A 16,181-nucleotide genomic window follows, 5' to 3' on the forward strand; every position below is an offset into this window, starting at 1 on the left:
GCAGCCGACGCGACGCAGGAGCGCCCTTGACTCCCGGCCCGCAACCGCCAACCTCGCGACAACCGGATGGCCCCGGCACACAGCAACGCCACCGGCCCGGCGAAGCCCCAGGCCGTGGCCCAGGCCCTGGCCCTGGCCCTGGCCCGTGCCCGTGCCCTGGCCCGTGCCCTGCCCCCCCGACTGTTACTACTTCTTCTTGCCCTTGATGTCGATGTGGGCGTTGAACTTCGCGCCCACGATCGTCACGAACACGTTGCCCTGCCGCCCGCGCGTGGCCAGGGTGTCCCCGACCTGCCCCTTGCCGTGGGCCGCCTTGTCCTGGATCTCGGTCGTGTGGAGGTTCGTGAACTGGCCGTAGCGCTGCGCGGCCAACTCTGCGGCCTCCTCCCACTTCTCCTGGAAGGAGGCGTAGTCGGCCTCCGTCATGCCCGATCCGAAGGTGAAGTTGGGGTTGTTGGCCTGCTCGTAGTGGTGCCTGCACAGGTCGAGGAGCAGACCGGCGTTGCTCTTCACTCCGACCGCGTTCACCAGGGAGTCGGCCTGCTTCTGGATGGCCGCCTTGCGCTCCGCCACCCGTTCCGCGCGCCGTTGTTCGCTCACGTCGTCGTCGAGGGTCTTCTTGGCCGCGGCCAGGCCGTTGTTCTTGTCCTCGTAGGTCGCGACGCGGACAGAGGCTTCGCGCTTGCGCTGCGGGATCAGGCCCCAGGGGAGGCCGATCGACTCGCTGTACTCCGTGAGCAGTTCGGTCGCTTCCGCCTCGTCGTTCGCGTACTCCACGTGACCGAGCATCTTGGTCATGGTGCCCCCTTCGCACCCGCCGGTCCGTCCGGCGGGGAGTGCCGCGGGCAACGTCTCACCGGTGGGGCCGGGCGTCACCGGGCGGCGTCCCCTCCGGTTGCGGCAAGAGCGCCGTTCGCGGCTTACCGGCTCCCGCGCACGGCTAGTGGTTGCCGTGTCCTCGGGACGGTGTGCCTGCTCGTTGCCCCTTCTCCACGACGACGAACTGCCCCATCATTCCGCCGTCTTCGTGTGCCAGCAGATGGCAGTGGTACATGTACGGGGTATCCGGATCGGCCGGCCCCTCGAATCGCATCGCCAGCTTCATCGTCGTGCCGTTCGGCAGGAACACCGTGTCCTTGGCCCCGCGCAGCTCGGGCGGTGGCGCCTCGCCGTTCACCTCGAGCACCCGGAACTGGACATCGTGCACGTGGAAGTTGTGCGGCATGCCGTTGTTGTTCCGGACAGTCCACGTCTCGGTGGTGCCCCGCGTGACGGTCTCATCTATTCGGTCCATCTTCATCGCGCGCCCATTGATCCCGGACTCCTTCAGGTCGAAGAACCGCCCGTGCGCCGGGTTCTTGCCGTCAGGCACCTCCAGCTCACCCAGCCGGCGCGGAATGTCGCCAGAAGCGCGCAGCTGCTTCGCGGCCCGCAGCTCCAGGACGTCGAAGGAGTCGTCGCCCCCGCTGAACCGCTGATTCCACGAACTCCCGTAGTTGTTTTGCGGGAAGCTGCGCAGGACTGTCTTCTCGCCCGGCTTCATCCGCACCACGATCTCGGCCCGCTCACCGGGCGACAGCTGTATCCGCTCCATGCGGGCCGGCTGCTCCAGAAGGCCGCCGTCCGTGCCCACCAGGGAGAAGGCGCGGTCGTCCGGGAAGCCGAAGTCGTACGTACGAGCCGTCGATGCGTTGAGCAGCCGCAGCCGGATGAGCTCGTCGCCGACCTTCTGGTACGGGCGGAGCGTGCCGTTGACCATGGTCCGGTCGCCCAGGAAGCCGACGTGGCGCATCATGTCGTGACCGTGGTCGAACTTCGCGCCGTCGAACCTGACGTCCTGCACGATCACCGGCAGATCGTCGACCCCGTACTTCTTGGGCAGCTTGAGCCGCGCCGACTGCTTGTCGTCGACGAGGAACATCCCCGCGAGGCCGCGCTGCACGTGCTTCTCCGTCGCGCCGTGCGGATGCGGGTGGTACCAGAGCGTCGATGCAGGCTGGTCCACGGTCCAGTGCGGACTCCACTTGCCGCCCGGCCTGACCATCTGGTGCGGGCCGCCGTCCATCTTCGCGGGCAGGTGCATGCCGTGCCAGTGCACCGTCGAGGCCTCATCCAGTCCGTTCCGTATCCGCACGCGGACCTTCTCGCCGCGCTCCGCGCGCAGCGTCGGCCCCAGGTAGTCGCCGTTGAAACCCCAAGTGGATGTCTTCCTGCCGTCCTCGAACTCCTTCTCACCCGCCCGCATCCGCAGGTCGAATACGCGGGTGCCGTCCCTGTCCACGCGGGACTTCGCGAGCGGAGGTATCGACAGCTCGTTGTCGAACTGCTCCTCGCCGACCGTGCTGATCTCGGCGTCGTTCCACAGCCACAGAACGCCGCCGCCGACCGCCAGCGCCACGACGGTGACGAACGAGCCGAACACGATGAGGACGCGCTTGAGTAAGGACATGCTTCAAGCCTCGCGATGAGCCCCGCCCGGCACATCGGGGAGCCCCCCGATCAAGCCCCGACCCGGACCCCGAAGGTCCTCAGGGATCCGACCCTCAGAAGATCCGGGCCTGCGTGATCACCGCGACCACGACAAGTACCGTCGCCTGCTCTGTCAGCGCGGCATCCGCCCGGTCATCGCCCAACGAGGCGTCAAACGCGTCTCTGGCCCGGGCAGTTTCCACCGGGCCTTCCCGGACTCTGCAAAGGCTGCCGGGCTGCCGGGCTGCCGGGCTGCCGGGCTGCCGCGAGCAAAGCAAGGAGGCGGTACCGGGCCGGCGCAGGGCCCCGCCACCACGCTGCCGCCCCGCGAGGTACGCCGTCGAGTGGCGGCGCTCAGAACCCGTACGAGCCTTCCGCCCGTCTCGTACAACTCTTCGACTCCCTGGAGTGTCTACGGCACCGTCCAGCACAGCTCCAAGGAGTGAACCCTTCATGCCCCTGCCCTTCCGCACCGTTGTTGCCACCGCGGCCGTCACCGCGCTGACCGGCGGTCTGCTCGTCGTCGTTGGTCCCGTGGCGTCTACGGCCGCCGCTCCTGCCAGGCTCGCCGACGACTTCAATGGTGACGGGCACCGGGACATCGCGGTCGGAGCGCCGTACAAGACCGTCGGCGGGGCGGAGGCCGCGGGTGAGGTGGTCGTGGCCTTCGGGACGGCCGACGGTCTGGCCACCACCGGCAAGGCCTCTCTCACCCAGAGCTCCGCGGGAGTGCCGGGTACGCCCGAGGACAGTGACCATTTCGGGATCTCGATGGCCAGCGGCGACCTCGACGGTGACGGATACGCGGACCTCGTGGTGGGCGCCGACGGCGAGGACGTGGAGACCGTTGAGGGCCAGGGCAGCGTCACCATCCTGTGGGGCGGCACCAAGCCCTTCACCAGCAGCACCACGACCACCGTGGAGAATCCGCAGCAGTGGCAGTCCCACGGCTACGACGTCGCGGTGGGGGACTTCACGGGCGACAGCGGCGCGGACCTCGCGGTGATCGAGCCGGGCGGTGTCGTCGTGTACAAGGGCGGCTTCGCCCGGGAGAGCAAGCCGGCCCCCGCGTACACCCTGTCGGTCCCTGGTGCGGGCCTCCGGTACTCGGACGCCGCCGTGGGCGATGTCAACGGGGACGGCCGGGACGACCTGGCGGTGACCGGCGACCCGGACACCGGGCGTCCGGGCACCGACATCTTCACGGGCCAGGAAGGCCGCCCGAACCGGATACAACGCGTGGATGACGGGAACACCGCCATCGCTCTCGGTGACATCAACGGCGACGGCTTCGACGACATGGCCACCTCTCTGACCTGGCCCGAGTTCTTCTCCGTCGACGACCCCAGCAACGGCTCCGGTTATGTCACCGTCCGCCTGGGCAGCCGGACGGGCTTCGGCGACCCGGTGACCCTGCACCAGAACAGCACTGGTGTGCCCGGCGCCAACGAGGACGGCGACACCTGGGGAGCCTCGGTGGCGATCGGTGACATCACCGGCGACGGCAAGGCCGAACTGGTGGTCGGCGCCAACGGCGAAAAGCTCGGCGACCTGGACAACGCCGGCGACGTGACCGTGTTCCGCGGTTCCACCTCCGGTGTCTCGCAGTCCGGGGTCGTGCGCATCTCCCAGGACACCACCGGAGTTCCGGGCGCCGCCGAGGCCGGGGACCTGTTCGGCGCACAGGTCCGGATCGCCGACTACGACAAGAACGGCAAGGGCGACCTGGCGGTGACAGCCTCCTTCGAGAACAACCGCAGCGGTGGCCTGTGGACTCTGCCGGGCTCGTCGTCCGGCCTCACCGGTGCCGGTTCCAAGTCCCTCAGCTCGGCCGAATTCGGCCTCGCGACCGGCTCACGCTTCGGCGAGACCATGCAGGATTGACGGCGAACGGCCCCCGTCCCGACGGTGACGGGGGCCGCGTACGACGGAAGGCGCGAAGCCGCTACCCCCGAGCCGCCGCCGGGCGTGGCAGCTTGCAGCCCTTGCGGCCGAGGTCGATCTTGCTGTCGTGTCCGACGCACGGCACGATCCCGTACGTCTGCTGCGCGTAGTTGATGCCATGGTGGACCGTCACGTTGCCGTGCCGGTCGACCTCACACGGATTGTTGAGGGTGCAGCGCTCGCCGTCCTCGTTACCCGTGTTGTTGACGGCGGTGACCTTGCCGGTCTTGTGGTCGATCACCGGTGAGCCGGACGTGCCGCCGATGGTCTGGCACTCGGGGGTGTAGCGGACCGAGTCCTTCCAGGTCCACTCCCCCTCCTTGAGGCGGTACGCGAACCCGTCGATCCTGCAGGTGTACGTCTCTTTCCAGTACCCGGAGACGACGGTGATGGCCCGCTTCTTGACGGGGTGGTCGTCCTCGATCTCCAGCGCCTTGATGCCGTACTTCTTCTTGATGTCGGCGTAGCTGGTGGTGAGTTGGTACAGCGAGATGTCGGTGTCGGTCATCGTCGCGTACGAGATCTTGCTCGCCGTGAGGGTCGCCTTCTCCGCGCCCTTCGCGTCCAGGAGCTTGAAGGCGCGGGTGGACGGCTGGTCGACGATGACTTCGCCCGCCGCCGGGAATCCGCTCTCCAGGCAGTGGCCGTTGGAGAGGACGAGCGCGGGGTCGTCCGCCTTCGACCGGGGCATGCGGACGACGGAGCCCGAACAGTTGCTGAGCGCGACGGTGCCCGCGAAGTCGACGCCCTTCTTCGCGTCCTCCCCTGCCGCTTGCTTCGACGGTGCGCTGTCCGGCGCCGCGATCGCAGGCGCGGAGCCGAACCCTACGAGGGTGAGGGCGAGTAACCCGCCCGCGAGAGCTTTCTTCATGTGTGGAGCCCCCCTTGCAGCTGCGTGTAGCTGTGCCCTGTGTGGTTGTCATGGGCATTCTTCGGGGGTCCACGGATAAGGGACAAGGGGTGAGAACTCTTGCAATTCGGCGGGACCGGCCGGGGAGGGCCGGTCCCGCCGTGGACCGGACCCCTACGGCTTGGGAAGCTCGCAGCCCTCGCGGCTCAGGTCGATCTTGTTGCCGGGCGCCACGCACGGCACGACACCGTACGTCTGCTGGGCGTAGTTGATGCCCTCGCGGACCGTCACCTTGCCGTTCTCGTCGACCTCGCACGGGTTGTTGTCCGTGCACTCCTCGCCGCTCTCGTTGCCGGTGTTGTTGACGGCGACCACCTTGCCCGTCGCGTCATCGACCACCGGTGAGCCCGAAGTGCCGCCGATCGTCTGGCAGTCGGGGGTGTAGCGGACCGAGTCCTTCCAGGTCCAGTTCCCCTCCTTGAGGCGGTACGCGAAGCCGTCGATGCTGCACTTGTACATCTTCTTCCAGTAGCCGGAGACGACGGTGATCGCCTTCCCCTGCTCCGGGTGCGCCGCGTTCAGTTCGAGTGCCTTGATGCCGAACTGGCTCTCGATCTCGCTGTAGGTGCTGGTGAGTTCGTAGAGCGAGAGGTCGGTGTCGGTCATCGTCCCGTACGCGATCTTGCTCGCCTTGACCGTGCCGGCGTCGCCGCCGCCGGAGTCCAGGAGGGTGAAGCTGCGCGAGGACGGCTTGTCGACGATGACCTCGCCGGGCGCCGGGAAGCCGCTCTCCAGGCAGTGGCCGTTGGACATCACGAGCGCGGGGTCGCCGGGCTGCGAGTCCGGCACGCGGACGACGGAGCCGGAACAGTTGCTCAGCGCCACCGTCCCCGCGAAGTCAACCGCCTTGGCCTTGGCGGGCCGTTCGTCACTGACGGCCGCCGCGGGCGCCGCCGTCGCTCCGAGGAGCAGCACGGCGAAGCACGCACCGACGAGAGGCTTGTTCATGTGGGGGGTCCCCTCTGATGACTGTGTGACCGAAGTTGCTTCGGTTTTGTCATGCGCATTGTTGGGGTACTCGGCCGCGAGGACAAGACCGCATGCGGACAGAACTGACCGCTGACAGGACACCCCCCTCTGCGCTACGTGGCGCAAAACACGAGGCGGGTCTCCTTACGCGGCCGTAAGCTCGCGGACATGCAGGTCATCCAGTCGACGAAGCTCGCCAACGTCTGTTACGAGATCCGGGGCCCGGTACTCGAGGAGGCGATGCGGCTGGAAGCGGCGGGCCACCGCATCCTCAAGCTCAACACCGGCAACCCCGCGGCCTTCGGATTCGAGTGCCCGCCCGAGATCCTGGAGGACATCCTCCGCAACGTCGGCGACGCGCACGGCTACGGGGACGCGAAGGGCCTGCTCGCCGCCCGCCGTGCGGTGGTCATGCACAACCAGACCCTGGGTATCGAGACCGACGTGGAGCACGTCTTCATCGGCAACGGCGTCTCCGAGCTCATCGTCATGGCCATGCAGGGCCTGCTCGACGACGGCGACGAGGTCCTCGTACCGGCCCCGGACTATCCGCTGTGGACGGCCGCGGTCTCGCTGTCCGGCGGCACGGCCGTGCACTACCGCTGCGACGAGCAGGCGGACTGGATGCCGGACCTCGCCGACATCGAGCGCAAGGTGACCGACCGCACCAAGGCGCTCGTCATCATCAACCCGAACAACCCGACGGGCGCCGTGTACAGCGAGGACATGCTGCGCGGCCTGACCGACATCGCGCGCCGCCACAATCTCCTGGTCTGCTCGGACGAGATCTACGACAAGATCCTCTACGACGGCGCGGTCCACACCCCCACCGCCGCCATCGCCCCCGACCTGCTCACCCTCACCTTCAACGGCATGTCGAAGGCGTACCGGGTGGCCGGCTACCGCGTCGGGTGGGTGGCCATCTCGGGGCCGAAGGCGCACGCGTCCTCGTACATCGAGGGCCTGACGATCCTCGCGAACATGCGCCTGTGCGCGAACATGCCGGGCCAGCACGGCGTGGTCGCCGCGCTCAGCGGGCGGCAGACCATCGACGACCTCGTGCTGCCGGGCGGCCGGCTCGTGGAGCAGCGCGACACGGCGTACGACCTGCTCACCCAGATCCCGGGCGTGAGCTGCGTGAAGCCCAAGGGGTCGCTCTATCTCTTCCCGCGGCTCGACCCGAAGGTCTTCAAGATCAAGGACGACCGCCAGATGGTGCTCGACCTGCTCCGCGCCGAGAAGATCATGGTCGTGCACGGCACCGGCTTCAACTGGCCCGAACCGGACCACTTCCGAGTCGTCACGCTGCCCACGGCGACGGACCTGACCGAGGCCGTGACGCGTATCGGCACCTTCCTGGACGGCTACAGCCAGCCGTAGCGCCAGGAAGCACCCCGACTCAACTTTAGACAGAATCTAATGTAGGATGGCTTTCAAGCTACCCGCCAGGAGGCCATCCCATGTACGAGCCGATCCGCACCAAGTCGGTCCATGCCATGGCCGATCCGGGCGACTTCCCCCACCGCTCCCGCGAGGAGGAGCTGGACATCCAGCTCGCCGCGCATCTGGCGGCGCTCCTCGCCGTCACGGACGAGCTGCGCGCCCTCGCGCCCGCCATCGATCTGGACGACGCCGCCGAGCGGCTGTCGTCGGAGGTGGCCCGGCTGCGCGGAGGCCTGCCGCCCGTGCGCTCGGCCGTGGTGACCGCGATTCACGAACCGCACCTCACCGCCCTGCACCAGCGCGCCCACGCCCTCGCGGGCCGCGCCCTGGTGGTGGCCGCGTCCCGCGCCGACACCGCGGCGGCGATCCTCGCCGCCCATCGCATGGACGCGCACGCAGGCGCCGCGCACCTCGTCGGCGCCCACTGAACGGCCCCGGTCCGCGGCCGGGGAGGCCGCGGACCGGGTGCCACCAACGGTGGTGACAGCTGGGGGTCAGCCGAGCCGCTGCACCAGGGCGCGGTACTCGTCCCACAGCTCCTTGGGCGTGTGGTCGCCGAAGGTGTTCAGGTGCTCGGGGACCAGCGAGGCCTCGTCCCGCCAGACCTCCTTGTCGACCGTGAGCAGGAACTCCAGGTCATCCTTGGCCAGGTCGAGGCCATCGGTGTCCAGCGAGTCGACCGTCGGCAGGATGCCGATGGGGGTCTCGACGCCCTCGGCCCTGCCGTCGAGGCGCTCCACGATCCACTTCAGGACGCGGCTGTTCTCGCCGAAGCCCGGCCACACGAACTTGCCCTCCGCGTTCTTGCGGAACCAGTTCACGTAGTAGATCTTCGGGAGCTTGGACTGGTCCGGCTTGTCCGCGCCGACCTTGACCCAGTGGGCCATGTAGTCGCCCATGTTGTAGCCGCAGAACGGCAGCATCGCGAAGGGGTCGCGGCGCAGCTCGCCGACCTTGCCCTCGGCCGCGGCGGTCTTCTCGCTCGCCACGTTCGCGCCGAGGAAGACGCCGTGCTGCCAGTTGAAGGACTCCGTCACCAGCGGCACCGCGCTGGCGCGACGGCCGCCGAAGAGGATCGCCGAGATCGGCACACCCTTGGGGTCCTCCCACTCGGGCGCGATGATCGGGCACTGCGAGGCGGGCGTGGTGAAGCGGGCGTTCGGGTGGGCCGCGGGGACGCCGGACTCGGGGGTCCAGTCGTTGCCCTTCCAGTCCGTGAGGTGGGCGGGAGTCTCCTCCGTCATGCCCTCCCACCAGACGTCGTTGTCGTCGGTGAGCGCGACGTTCGTGAAGACCGAGTTGCCCCACAGGGTCTTCATGGCGTTGGCGTTGGTGTGCTCGCCGGTGCCGGGCGCGACGCCGAAGAAACCGGCCTCGGGGTTGATCGCGTAGAGCCGGCCGTCCTCGCCGAACCGCATCCAGGCGATGTCGTCACCGATGGTCTCGACCGTCCAGCCGGAGATCGTCGGCTCCAGCATGGCGAGGTTGGTCTTGCCGCAGGCGCTCGGGAACGCGGCGGCGACGTACTTGCTCTCGCCCTGCGGAGGAGTGAGCTTGAGGATGAGCATGTGCTCGGCCAGCCAGCCCTCGTCGCGCGCCATGACGGAGGCGATGCGCAGGGCGTAGCACTTCTTGCCGAGCAGGGCGTTGCCGCCGTACCCCGAGCCGAACGACCAGATCTCGCGGTCCTCGGGGAAGTGCGAGATGTACTTGGTGGAGTTGCAGGGCCACGGCACGTCGGCCTCGCCCGCTTCGAGCGGGGCGCCGAGCGTGTGGACGGCCTTCACGAAGAAGCCGTCCTCGCCCAGCTCGTCCAGGACCTGCCGGCCCATGCGGGTCATGGTGCGCATGGAGACGGCGACGTACGCGGAGTCGGTGATCTCCACGCCGATCGCGGACAGCGGCGAGCCGACCGGGCCCATGCAGAAGGGCACGACGTACATCGTGCGGCCGCGCATCGAGCCGCGGAAGACGCCCTTCTCGCCCTGGAAGATCTCCCGCATCTCGGCGGGGGCCTTCCAGTGGTTGGTCGGGCCCGCGTCCTGCTCCTTCTCGGAGCAGATGAAGGTGCGGTCCTCGACGCGCGCGACGTCGGTCGGGTCGGAGGCCGCGTAGTACGAGTTCGGGCGCTTGATCGGGTCGAGCTTCTTGAAGGTGCCCTTGGCGACGAGCTCCTCGCACAGGCGCTCGTACTCGGCCTCGGATCCGTCACACCAGACCACGCTGTCCGGCTGCGTCAGTTCGACGATCTCGTTCACCCAGGAGATGAGGTCCTGGTGGTTGGTGGGAACGGTGCCCAGAGTCTCAGAGAGAAGGGGAGCCGCGATGTCGCGCGCCACGATTGCTCCTATACGAGGGGTTTATAGGTTTGTTGCCCCGTGGGGGCTGCGACCCGGACGCTTCACGTGTTGTTCCCTCTGGCGCTCATCCGGTGCCGACCGCACTCATTTGATCATCCGACGCTTCCGCGCATATGTCCAGAGGGCCTCACAGGTGAGCGGCGTGAGTATCGCCACTCGCCCGGGCGGCCTCCCGTACGCGAATCCGTCACTTGTACGCTCGGGTATCACCGTGAGCATCGCCACTTGTACGCCACGGTTCCCCCATGACTGATGCCTAACTTACGGTTGCGTAGGTACGATTCCTCTCATGACCGCTCCCGTCCCTGACGCGATCACGAACGACCAGGCCCCGGGCCACGACTCGGCCTCCAGCTCCGACTCCTCCGCACTCTCCGGCCTGCCGCTTCCAGACCTCTCGGAAGTGAAGCCGCTGATGCGCGGCTGGCTGCACGCGGGCATGTTCCCGGCAGTGCTCATCTCGGGCATCGTGCTGATGGCGCTCACGGACTCCACCCGCGGGCGGATCGCCTGCGGGATCTACGTCCTGACGGCATGCCTGCTCTTCGGAGTGAGCGCGATCTACCACCGGGGCACCTGGAGTCCACGCGCGGACGGCGTGCTGCGCAGACTCGACCACGCCAACATCTTCCTGATCATCGCGGGCACGTACACCCCGCTGACGATGCTGCTCCTGCCCGACTCCAAGGGGCAGTGGCTGCTCTGGGGCGTCTGGGGCGCGGCGGTGGCCGGCATCCTCTTCCGGGTGTTCTGGGTCGGCGCCCCCCGCTGGCTCTACACCCCCTGCTACATCGCGATGGGCTGGGCCGCGGTCTTCTTCCTGCCCGACTTCCTGCGGGCCGGCGGCATCGCCGTCCTGGTCCTGGTGATCGTGGGCGGACTGCTCTACAGCGCGGGCGGCGTGATCTACGGCATCAAGCGCCCCAACCCCTCCCCGCGCTTCTTCGGCTTCCACGAGGTCTTCCACTCCCTGACGCTGGCCGCCTTCGCGGTGCACTACGTGGGCATCTCGCTGGTGGCCTACCAGCACGGATAGACGCCACCACCCCTCCCCCTCCTTCTTATGGCCGCGGCTTTCGAGCCGCGGCCATCTGCGTGCGCGGGCAGCCGACCGGCCTCACATATTGACGTCTACCATCTTTTGAGAGTTACTCTCATTTCATGGTTACTGTCACAAGCTCGTCTGCCGTGCACCGGCAGGACCCGCGCCGCTGGTGGGCGCTCGCCGCCCTGGTCGCGAGCATGCTCGTGCTCGGTTTCGACATGACGATCCTCAACGTCGCCCTGCCGACGATGGCCGGGCAGCTGGACGCGAGTACGGGCGAGCAACAGTGGATGGCGGACGCGTACGTCGTCGTGTTCGCGGCCCTGATGCTCCCGGCCGGCCTGCTCGGCGACCGGTTCGGGCGCCGCAGGATGCTGATCACCGGCCTCGGGATCTTCCTGGTGGGGTCCTTGATCGGCACCCTCGTCGACTCCGTCGAGCTGGTCGTCGTGGCGCGGGCGGTCATGGGCATGGGCGGTGCGCTCGTCATGCCCCTCGCCCTGGCCGTACTGCCCGCGCTCTTCGCGCCCGGCGAGCGGACCAAGGCGGTCGGCATCGTCTCCGCGGCCTCCGCGCTCGGCGCCCCGCTCGGGCCGATCGTGGGCGGCTGGCTCCTCGACCACTTCTGGTGGGGCTCGATCTTCCTGATCAACGTCCCGATGGTCGCGATCGGGATCACGGCCTGCGTCTTCCTGCTGCCGGAGACGACCGACCCCTCGTCCCCCAAGGTCGACATCGCCTCCACCGCGCTCACCGCGGCCGGGCTCGGCGCGCTCATCTACGCGATCATCGAGGCTCCCGTACGCGGCTGGGGCGACCCGCTGGTCCTCGGCATGTTCGCCGGTGCGGCCGCCTTGATCACCGCGCTCGTCCTGCGCGAACGGACCATGCGGCGCCCGATGCTCGACATGGCGCTGCTGCGCAACCGCGGCTTCCTGCTCAACACGATCGCGGCGACACTCGTCATGTTCGTCCTGTCGGGCCTGATGTTCGTCCTTCCGCAGTATCTGCAGACGGTGCTCGGCCACGACGCCTTCGGCACCGGTCTGCGGATGCTGCCGATGATGGGCGGCCTCCTCGTCGCCGCCCGGGGCGCCGAGCCCGTCGTACGCCGCTTCGGCCCGCGTGCGGTGATCAGCGCCGGGCTCATCGTCCTCGCCTTCGCGGCGATCCTCGGCAGCCGTACGACGGTCGATTCCGGCTACGGCTTCACCGCGCTGTGGCTCACCATCGCCGGGATCGGCTTCGGCTTCGCCGTCGTACCGGCCATGGACTCGGCCCTCGGCGCGCTCCCCGAGGAGCGGGCGGGGTCGGGCGCCGGGCTCATGATGACCGTGCGGCAGGTGGGCAGCGCCATCGGTATCGCCCTGCTCGGCTCGCTGCTCTCCAGCGTGTACGTCGACCACCTCGACACCGGCGGGATTCCGGACGCGGCTGCGGACGCGGCGGGGGAATCGGTGGTGGCGGCCCACACCGTCGGCGAACGGCTCGCAGTGCCAAGGCTCATCGACTCCGCCAATGAGGCGTACATCGACGGCATGGTGACGGTCCTCCTGGTGAGTGGCATCGCGGCGCTGGTCACCGCGTTGCTCGTCGCGGCGCTGCTGCCGAGGACTGCCCCGCCGGACGCCGACATGGCACGGCAGGCGGAGGATGCCCGACAATGAGCGCCATGACGGCCGCACGCACCACCGCTTCCCCGCACGGCCCCCGGCCGGGGCTTCGTGAACGCAAGAAGCTCAAGACCCGCATCGCGATCCGTGAGGCCACGTACCGGCTGATCGAGGAGCAGGGGTACGACGCGACGACGGTCGAGCAGATCGCCGAGGCCGCGGAGGTGTCGGCGTCGACCGTCTTCAGATACTTCCCGACCAAGGAGGACATCGTCCTCACCGACGAGTACGACCCGCTGCTCGAGGACGAGCTGCGGGCACGCCCGGCGGACGAGCCGATCGTGGAGTCCCTGCGACACGTGCTGCGCAGGGCGGTGGGCCTCGGCTTCACCGAGGAGCCGGAGATCTCGCGCCTCCGTACCCGCCTGATGATCGAGGTTCCCGCCGTGCGCTCCCGGCTTCTGGAGAGCATGGCGGTCACCAGCCAGATGCTGTGCCGCGTCATCGCGGAACGCAGCGGCCGGGGCCCCGGGGACCTGGAGGTCCGGGTGTTCGCGATGAGCCTGATCGCCGCACTCACGGAGACGACGGCGTACTGGGCGGAACACGGCCACCAGGACGACCTGGGCGCTCTGGTGGACCGCACGATGGACATGCTGATCGCCGGCTTCGCCGGCTGAAGCACCGCGGGGGCCGCCCCGAACCCCGGCCTCAGCCCGACAGCTTCGTCGCCAGCTCCCCCGCATCCACCGTCGGCGCGTCGCAGACAAACCGTCGGCAGACGTACGCGGCCGGGAGACCGCCCACCATTCCCCTGCCCGCGAGCAGCGGAAGCTCGTCGCTCCCCTCGGGACCGACCGAGACCACGGCCCCGGGCGCCGTCCCCAGCAGCGCGGTGCGGTGCAGCTCCCCACCCACCGAACCGATCACCGCGACCTCACGTGGCCCGTCGAGCGCCGCCTCGGCCACCGCGAGACCATTCCCGATGAACCGAGGCGCCCGGGGCGCGAGCCCCTTCACCACGCCCAACGCCCGCTCCGCCGCGAGGCGATGCGGCTCGGCCCCGGTCTGCGCCGCGTACGACAGCAGCGCCCCCGCCGCCGCCGTCCACCCGGACGGGACCGCGTTGTCCGTGGGATCCTGCGGCCTGCGGATCAACTGCTCCGCGTCCGCGGCCGTGTCGTACAAGGACCCCGATTCCGCGTCCGTGAACTGGCCGAGCACGTGATCGAGCAGGAACCCGGCGAACTCCAGCCACACCCCCTCCCCCGTCACGGAGGCCAGCGCGAGGAACCCCTCGGCGACATCGGCGTAGTCCTCGAGCACACCCGCACTGGCGCCGACCTGACCGTCCTTGGACGTACGGGAGAGCCGCGCCCGGTCGTCCATGTGCAGCCGCACGAGCAGGTCACCGGCGCCCACCGCCGCCGCCACCAGATCCGGGCGGTCGAAGTACGCCCCCGCCTCCGCGAGCGCGGCGATGGCGAGGCCGTTCCAGGCGGCGACGATCTTGTCGTCACGGCCGGGCGCGGGCCGCTGCGAGCGTGCCGCGAGCAGCCGCTCCCGGATCGAGGCGATCCGGGCGACATCGGCCACCACGCCCCGCCCCTCGGGCAGTTGCAGTACCGATGCGCCTTCCTCGAAGGTCCCTTCCTCCGTCACCCCGAAGTACGTGGCGGCCAGCTCGGCGTCCGCGTCGCCGAGCACCTCGCGCAACTGCTCCGGCGTCCATACGTAGTACGCGCCCTCGACGTGCTTGCCGCTCACGGCGTCCTCGCTGTCGGCGTCGAGCGCCGAGGCGAAACCGCCCTCGTTCGTGTGGAGTTCGCGCACCATGAAGTCGGCGGTCTCCAGAGCGACGCGCCGCGCGAGATCCGAGCCCGTGGCCCGCCACAGGTGGGCGTACACCCGGCAGAGCAGCGCGTTGTCGTACAGCATCTTCTCGAAGTGGGGCACGACCCACTCCCGGTCCACGGAGTACCGCGCGAAACCGCCGCCCAGCTGGTCGTAGATCCCGCCGCGCGCCATCCGCTCGCAGGTGTCGGCCGCCATCTGCAGGGCGCCCTCCGAGCCGGTGCGGGCGTAGTGGCGCAGCAGGAACTCGACGACCATGGACGGCGGGAACTTGGGCGCACCCCCGAAGCCGCCCCGCGAGGCGTCGTAGTCGCGCGTCAGGCCGAGCAGCGCCTGGGCGAGCTCGTCCTCGCCGGGCAGTTCGTCTGCGCCGAACGCCAGCTGACGTTCGGAGAGGTCGCGGACGATCTTCCCGGCGACCTCGTCGACCTCGTCGCGCCGGTCCGCCCAGGCACGCCGGACGCCGTCGGCCACCTGCTGGAAGGAGGGCATGCCGTGCCGGGGCTCGGGCGGGAAGTAGGTGCCGAAGTAGAAGGGCTCGGCGTCGGGCGTCAGGAAGACCGTCATGGGCCAGCCGCCCTGGCCGGTCGCGGCCTGCACGGCCTCCATGTAGACGGCGTCGATGTCGGGCCGCTCCTCGCGGTCGACCTTGACGTTGACGAAGTGCGCGTTCAGGAAGGCGGCGGTGTCGGCGTCCTCGAAGGACTCGTGCGCCATGACGTGGCACCAGTGGCACGCCGAGTAGCCGACCGAAAGGAGGACCGGTACGCCGCGCCGCCTCGCCTCCTCGAACGCCCCCTCCTCCCAGGGCCACCAGTCCACCGGGTTGGACGCGTGCTGGAGCAGGTAGGGCGACTGGGAGTTGGCCAACCGATTCATACCGGCATCGTCGCACGAGCCGGTCCGCGCGGCCCAGCACGAACGGCCGGGTCAGGAGTCAACTGCCGGTGGATTCAACCGGCTGCCGCAAGATGGTGCGCAGCCGCGACGGATCGACGCGTCGTGCGTCGGAGAGGTAGATCTCGTGGTGGTTTCCGCGGGGCGCGAGTCCCTGCCGCGGCATGTACTCGTCGTGCATCTTCGAGATCGTGGGCCCCTCCTCGTTGTAGGGGCCGACGTGCAGAACCTGGACCGACTTTCCCTCGTGGAACTCGTCGAGGCGGACGCGGTCGCCGGCGGTCAGGTCCTTCTTCTCGATCGCTCGCTCCAGCCCTTCGCGAAACAGCTCGCCGGTGATCCAGTCGGGTTGAACGATCATGAGCCGCCACCGCCACTCGTTCTCGTCGCGTGCCGACGTGAAGGCCTTCAGGTCGTCCGCCCACCACAGCCCCTCAAGTGGCCCGACGGTGTGCTTCTTGCCGAGTTCGTCGATGGCGAGAGCGCGGACGGCGTACGCGGTCGCGTACAGCGCCTGCACGATCTCCCGGTATGCCTGCGAGGTGTTCGGGCTGCCCTCGCCGTCGGCCATGAGGAACTTCATGGCGGGCACATCGACGACCTCGAACCGCTTCGTCGCGGTGAACAGGCTCCGCAGATCCTTCTTCACGTCATAGTTCAGCATCGATGGCCCAGTC

At 69.0% G+C, this 16,181-nt stretch carries 13 protein-coding genes; 6 read left to right on the forward strand and 7 right to left on the reverse strand.

Annotated features, from left to right (window positions below; translation table 11 throughout):
* Positions 1-186: 186 nt before the first annotated feature.
* Together ACZ5WE_RS37145 and ACZ5WE_RS37150 are read right to left on the reverse strand one after the other, a co-directional pair.
* Positions 187-798: a hypothetical protein gene (locus tag ACZ5WE_RS37145; RefSeq protein ID WP_467695906.1), complete on the reverse strand. Its 612-nt coding sequence runs from the start codon at positions 796-798 to the stop codon at positions 187-189.
* A 142-nt stretch (positions 799-940) separates the two neighbouring features.
* A complete protein-coding gene (locus ACZ5WE_RS37150; protein WP_467695905.1) occupies positions 941-2,449 on the reverse strand; it encodes a multicopper oxidase family protein in 1,509 nt (502 codons plus the stop codon).
* A 473-nt stretch (positions 2,450-2,922) separates the two neighbouring features.
* On the opposite strand from ACZ5WE_RS37150, the gene ACZ5WE_RS37155 reads away from it, so the two are divergent.
* Positions 2,923-4,353, forward strand: coding sequence for an FG-GAP-like repeat-containing protein (locus ACZ5WE_RS37155; protein ID WP_467695904.1), 1,431 nt, complete (start codon positions 2,923-2,925; stop codon positions 4,351-4,353).
* A gap of 61 nt (positions 4,354-4,414) precedes the next feature.
* Here ACZ5WE_RS37155 and ACZ5WE_RS37160 read toward each other — a convergent pair whose 3' ends face one another.
* The gene (locus ACZ5WE_RS37160; protein ID WP_467695902.1) at positions 4,415-5,284 is read right to left on the reverse strand and encodes a trypsin-like peptidase domain-containing protein; all 870 of its coding nucleotides are present in this window, start codon (positions 5,282-5,284) and stop codon (positions 4,415-4,417) included.
* A 153-nt stretch (positions 5,285-5,437) separates the two neighbouring features.
* On the reverse strand, positions 5,438-6,271 hold the full coding sequence (locus ACZ5WE_RS37165) for a S1 family peptidase (protein ID WP_467695900.1): 834 nt from the start codon (positions 6,269-6,271) through the stop codon (positions 5,438-5,440).
* Between the two features lie 189 nt (positions 6,272-6,460).
* Between ACZ5WE_RS37165 and ACZ5WE_RS37170 the strand changes: the two genes are divergently transcribed.
* A complete protein-coding gene (locus ACZ5WE_RS37170; protein WP_467695899.1) occupies positions 6,461-7,672 on the forward strand; it encodes a pyridoxal phosphate-dependent aminotransferase in 1,212 nt (403 codons plus the stop codon).
* An 80-nt stretch (positions 7,673-7,752) separates the two neighbouring features.
* Positions 7,753-8,163, forward strand: coding sequence for an SCO4983 family protein (locus ACZ5WE_RS37175; protein ID WP_467695897.1), 411 nt, complete (start codon positions 7,753-7,755; stop codon positions 8,161-8,163).
* 66 nt (positions 8,164-8,229) lie between these two features.
* On the opposite strand, the gene ACZ5WE_RS37180 is transcribed toward ACZ5WE_RS37175, so the two are convergent.
* Positions 8,230-10,074 (reverse strand): phosphoenolpyruvate carboxykinase (GTP), encoded by a 1,845-nt coding sequence (locus ACZ5WE_RS37180; RefSeq protein WP_467695895.1) that lies wholly within the window; start codon positions 10,072-10,074, stop codon positions 8,230-8,232.
* A 310-nt stretch (positions 10,075-10,384) separates the two neighbouring features.
* Here ACZ5WE_RS37180 and trhA point away from each other — a divergent pair, with 310 nt between their 5' ends.
* The 3 genes from trhA (at position 10,385) to ACZ5WE_RS37195 (ending at position 13,433) form a co-directional block, all read left to right on the forward strand.
* Entirely contained in the window at positions 10,385-11,131 is a 747-nt protein-coding gene (gene trhA / locus ACZ5WE_RS37185; RefSeq protein ID WP_467695893.1) for a PAQR family membrane homeostasis protein TrhA, read from the forward strand.
* Between the two features lie 125 nt (positions 11,132-11,256).
* Positions 11,257-12,807, forward strand: a complete 1,551-nt coding sequence (locus tag ACZ5WE_RS37190; RefSeq protein WP_467695891.1) for an MFS transporter — start codon at positions 11,257-11,259, stop codon at positions 12,805-12,807.
* On the forward strand, positions 12,804-13,433 hold the full coding sequence (locus ACZ5WE_RS37195) for a TetR/AcrR family transcriptional regulator (protein ID WP_467695889.1): 630 nt from the start codon (positions 12,804-12,806) through the stop codon (positions 13,431-13,433). Before ACZ5WE_RS37190 ends, ACZ5WE_RS37195 begins: the two co-directional genes overlap by 4 nt.
* Positions 13,434-13,464: 31 nt before the next feature.
* Here ACZ5WE_RS37195 and ACZ5WE_RS37200 read toward each other — a convergent pair whose 3' ends face one another.
* The gene (locus tag ACZ5WE_RS37200; protein WP_467695888.1) at positions 13,465-15,486 is read right to left on the reverse strand and encodes a thioredoxin domain-containing protein; all 2,022 of its coding nucleotides are present in this window, start codon (positions 15,484-15,486) and stop codon (positions 13,465-13,467) included.
* Positions 15,487-15,544: 58 nt separating this feature from the next.
* Complete coding sequence (locus ACZ5WE_RS37205) at positions 15,545-16,168, reverse strand: GyrI-like domain-containing protein (RefSeq protein WP_467695886.1); 624 nt, start codon at positions 16,166-16,168, stop codon at positions 15,545-15,547.
* Positions 16,169-16,181 lie beyond the last annotated feature (13 nt).

This window comes from Streptomyces sp. NPDC033180 (assembly GCF_055577645.1).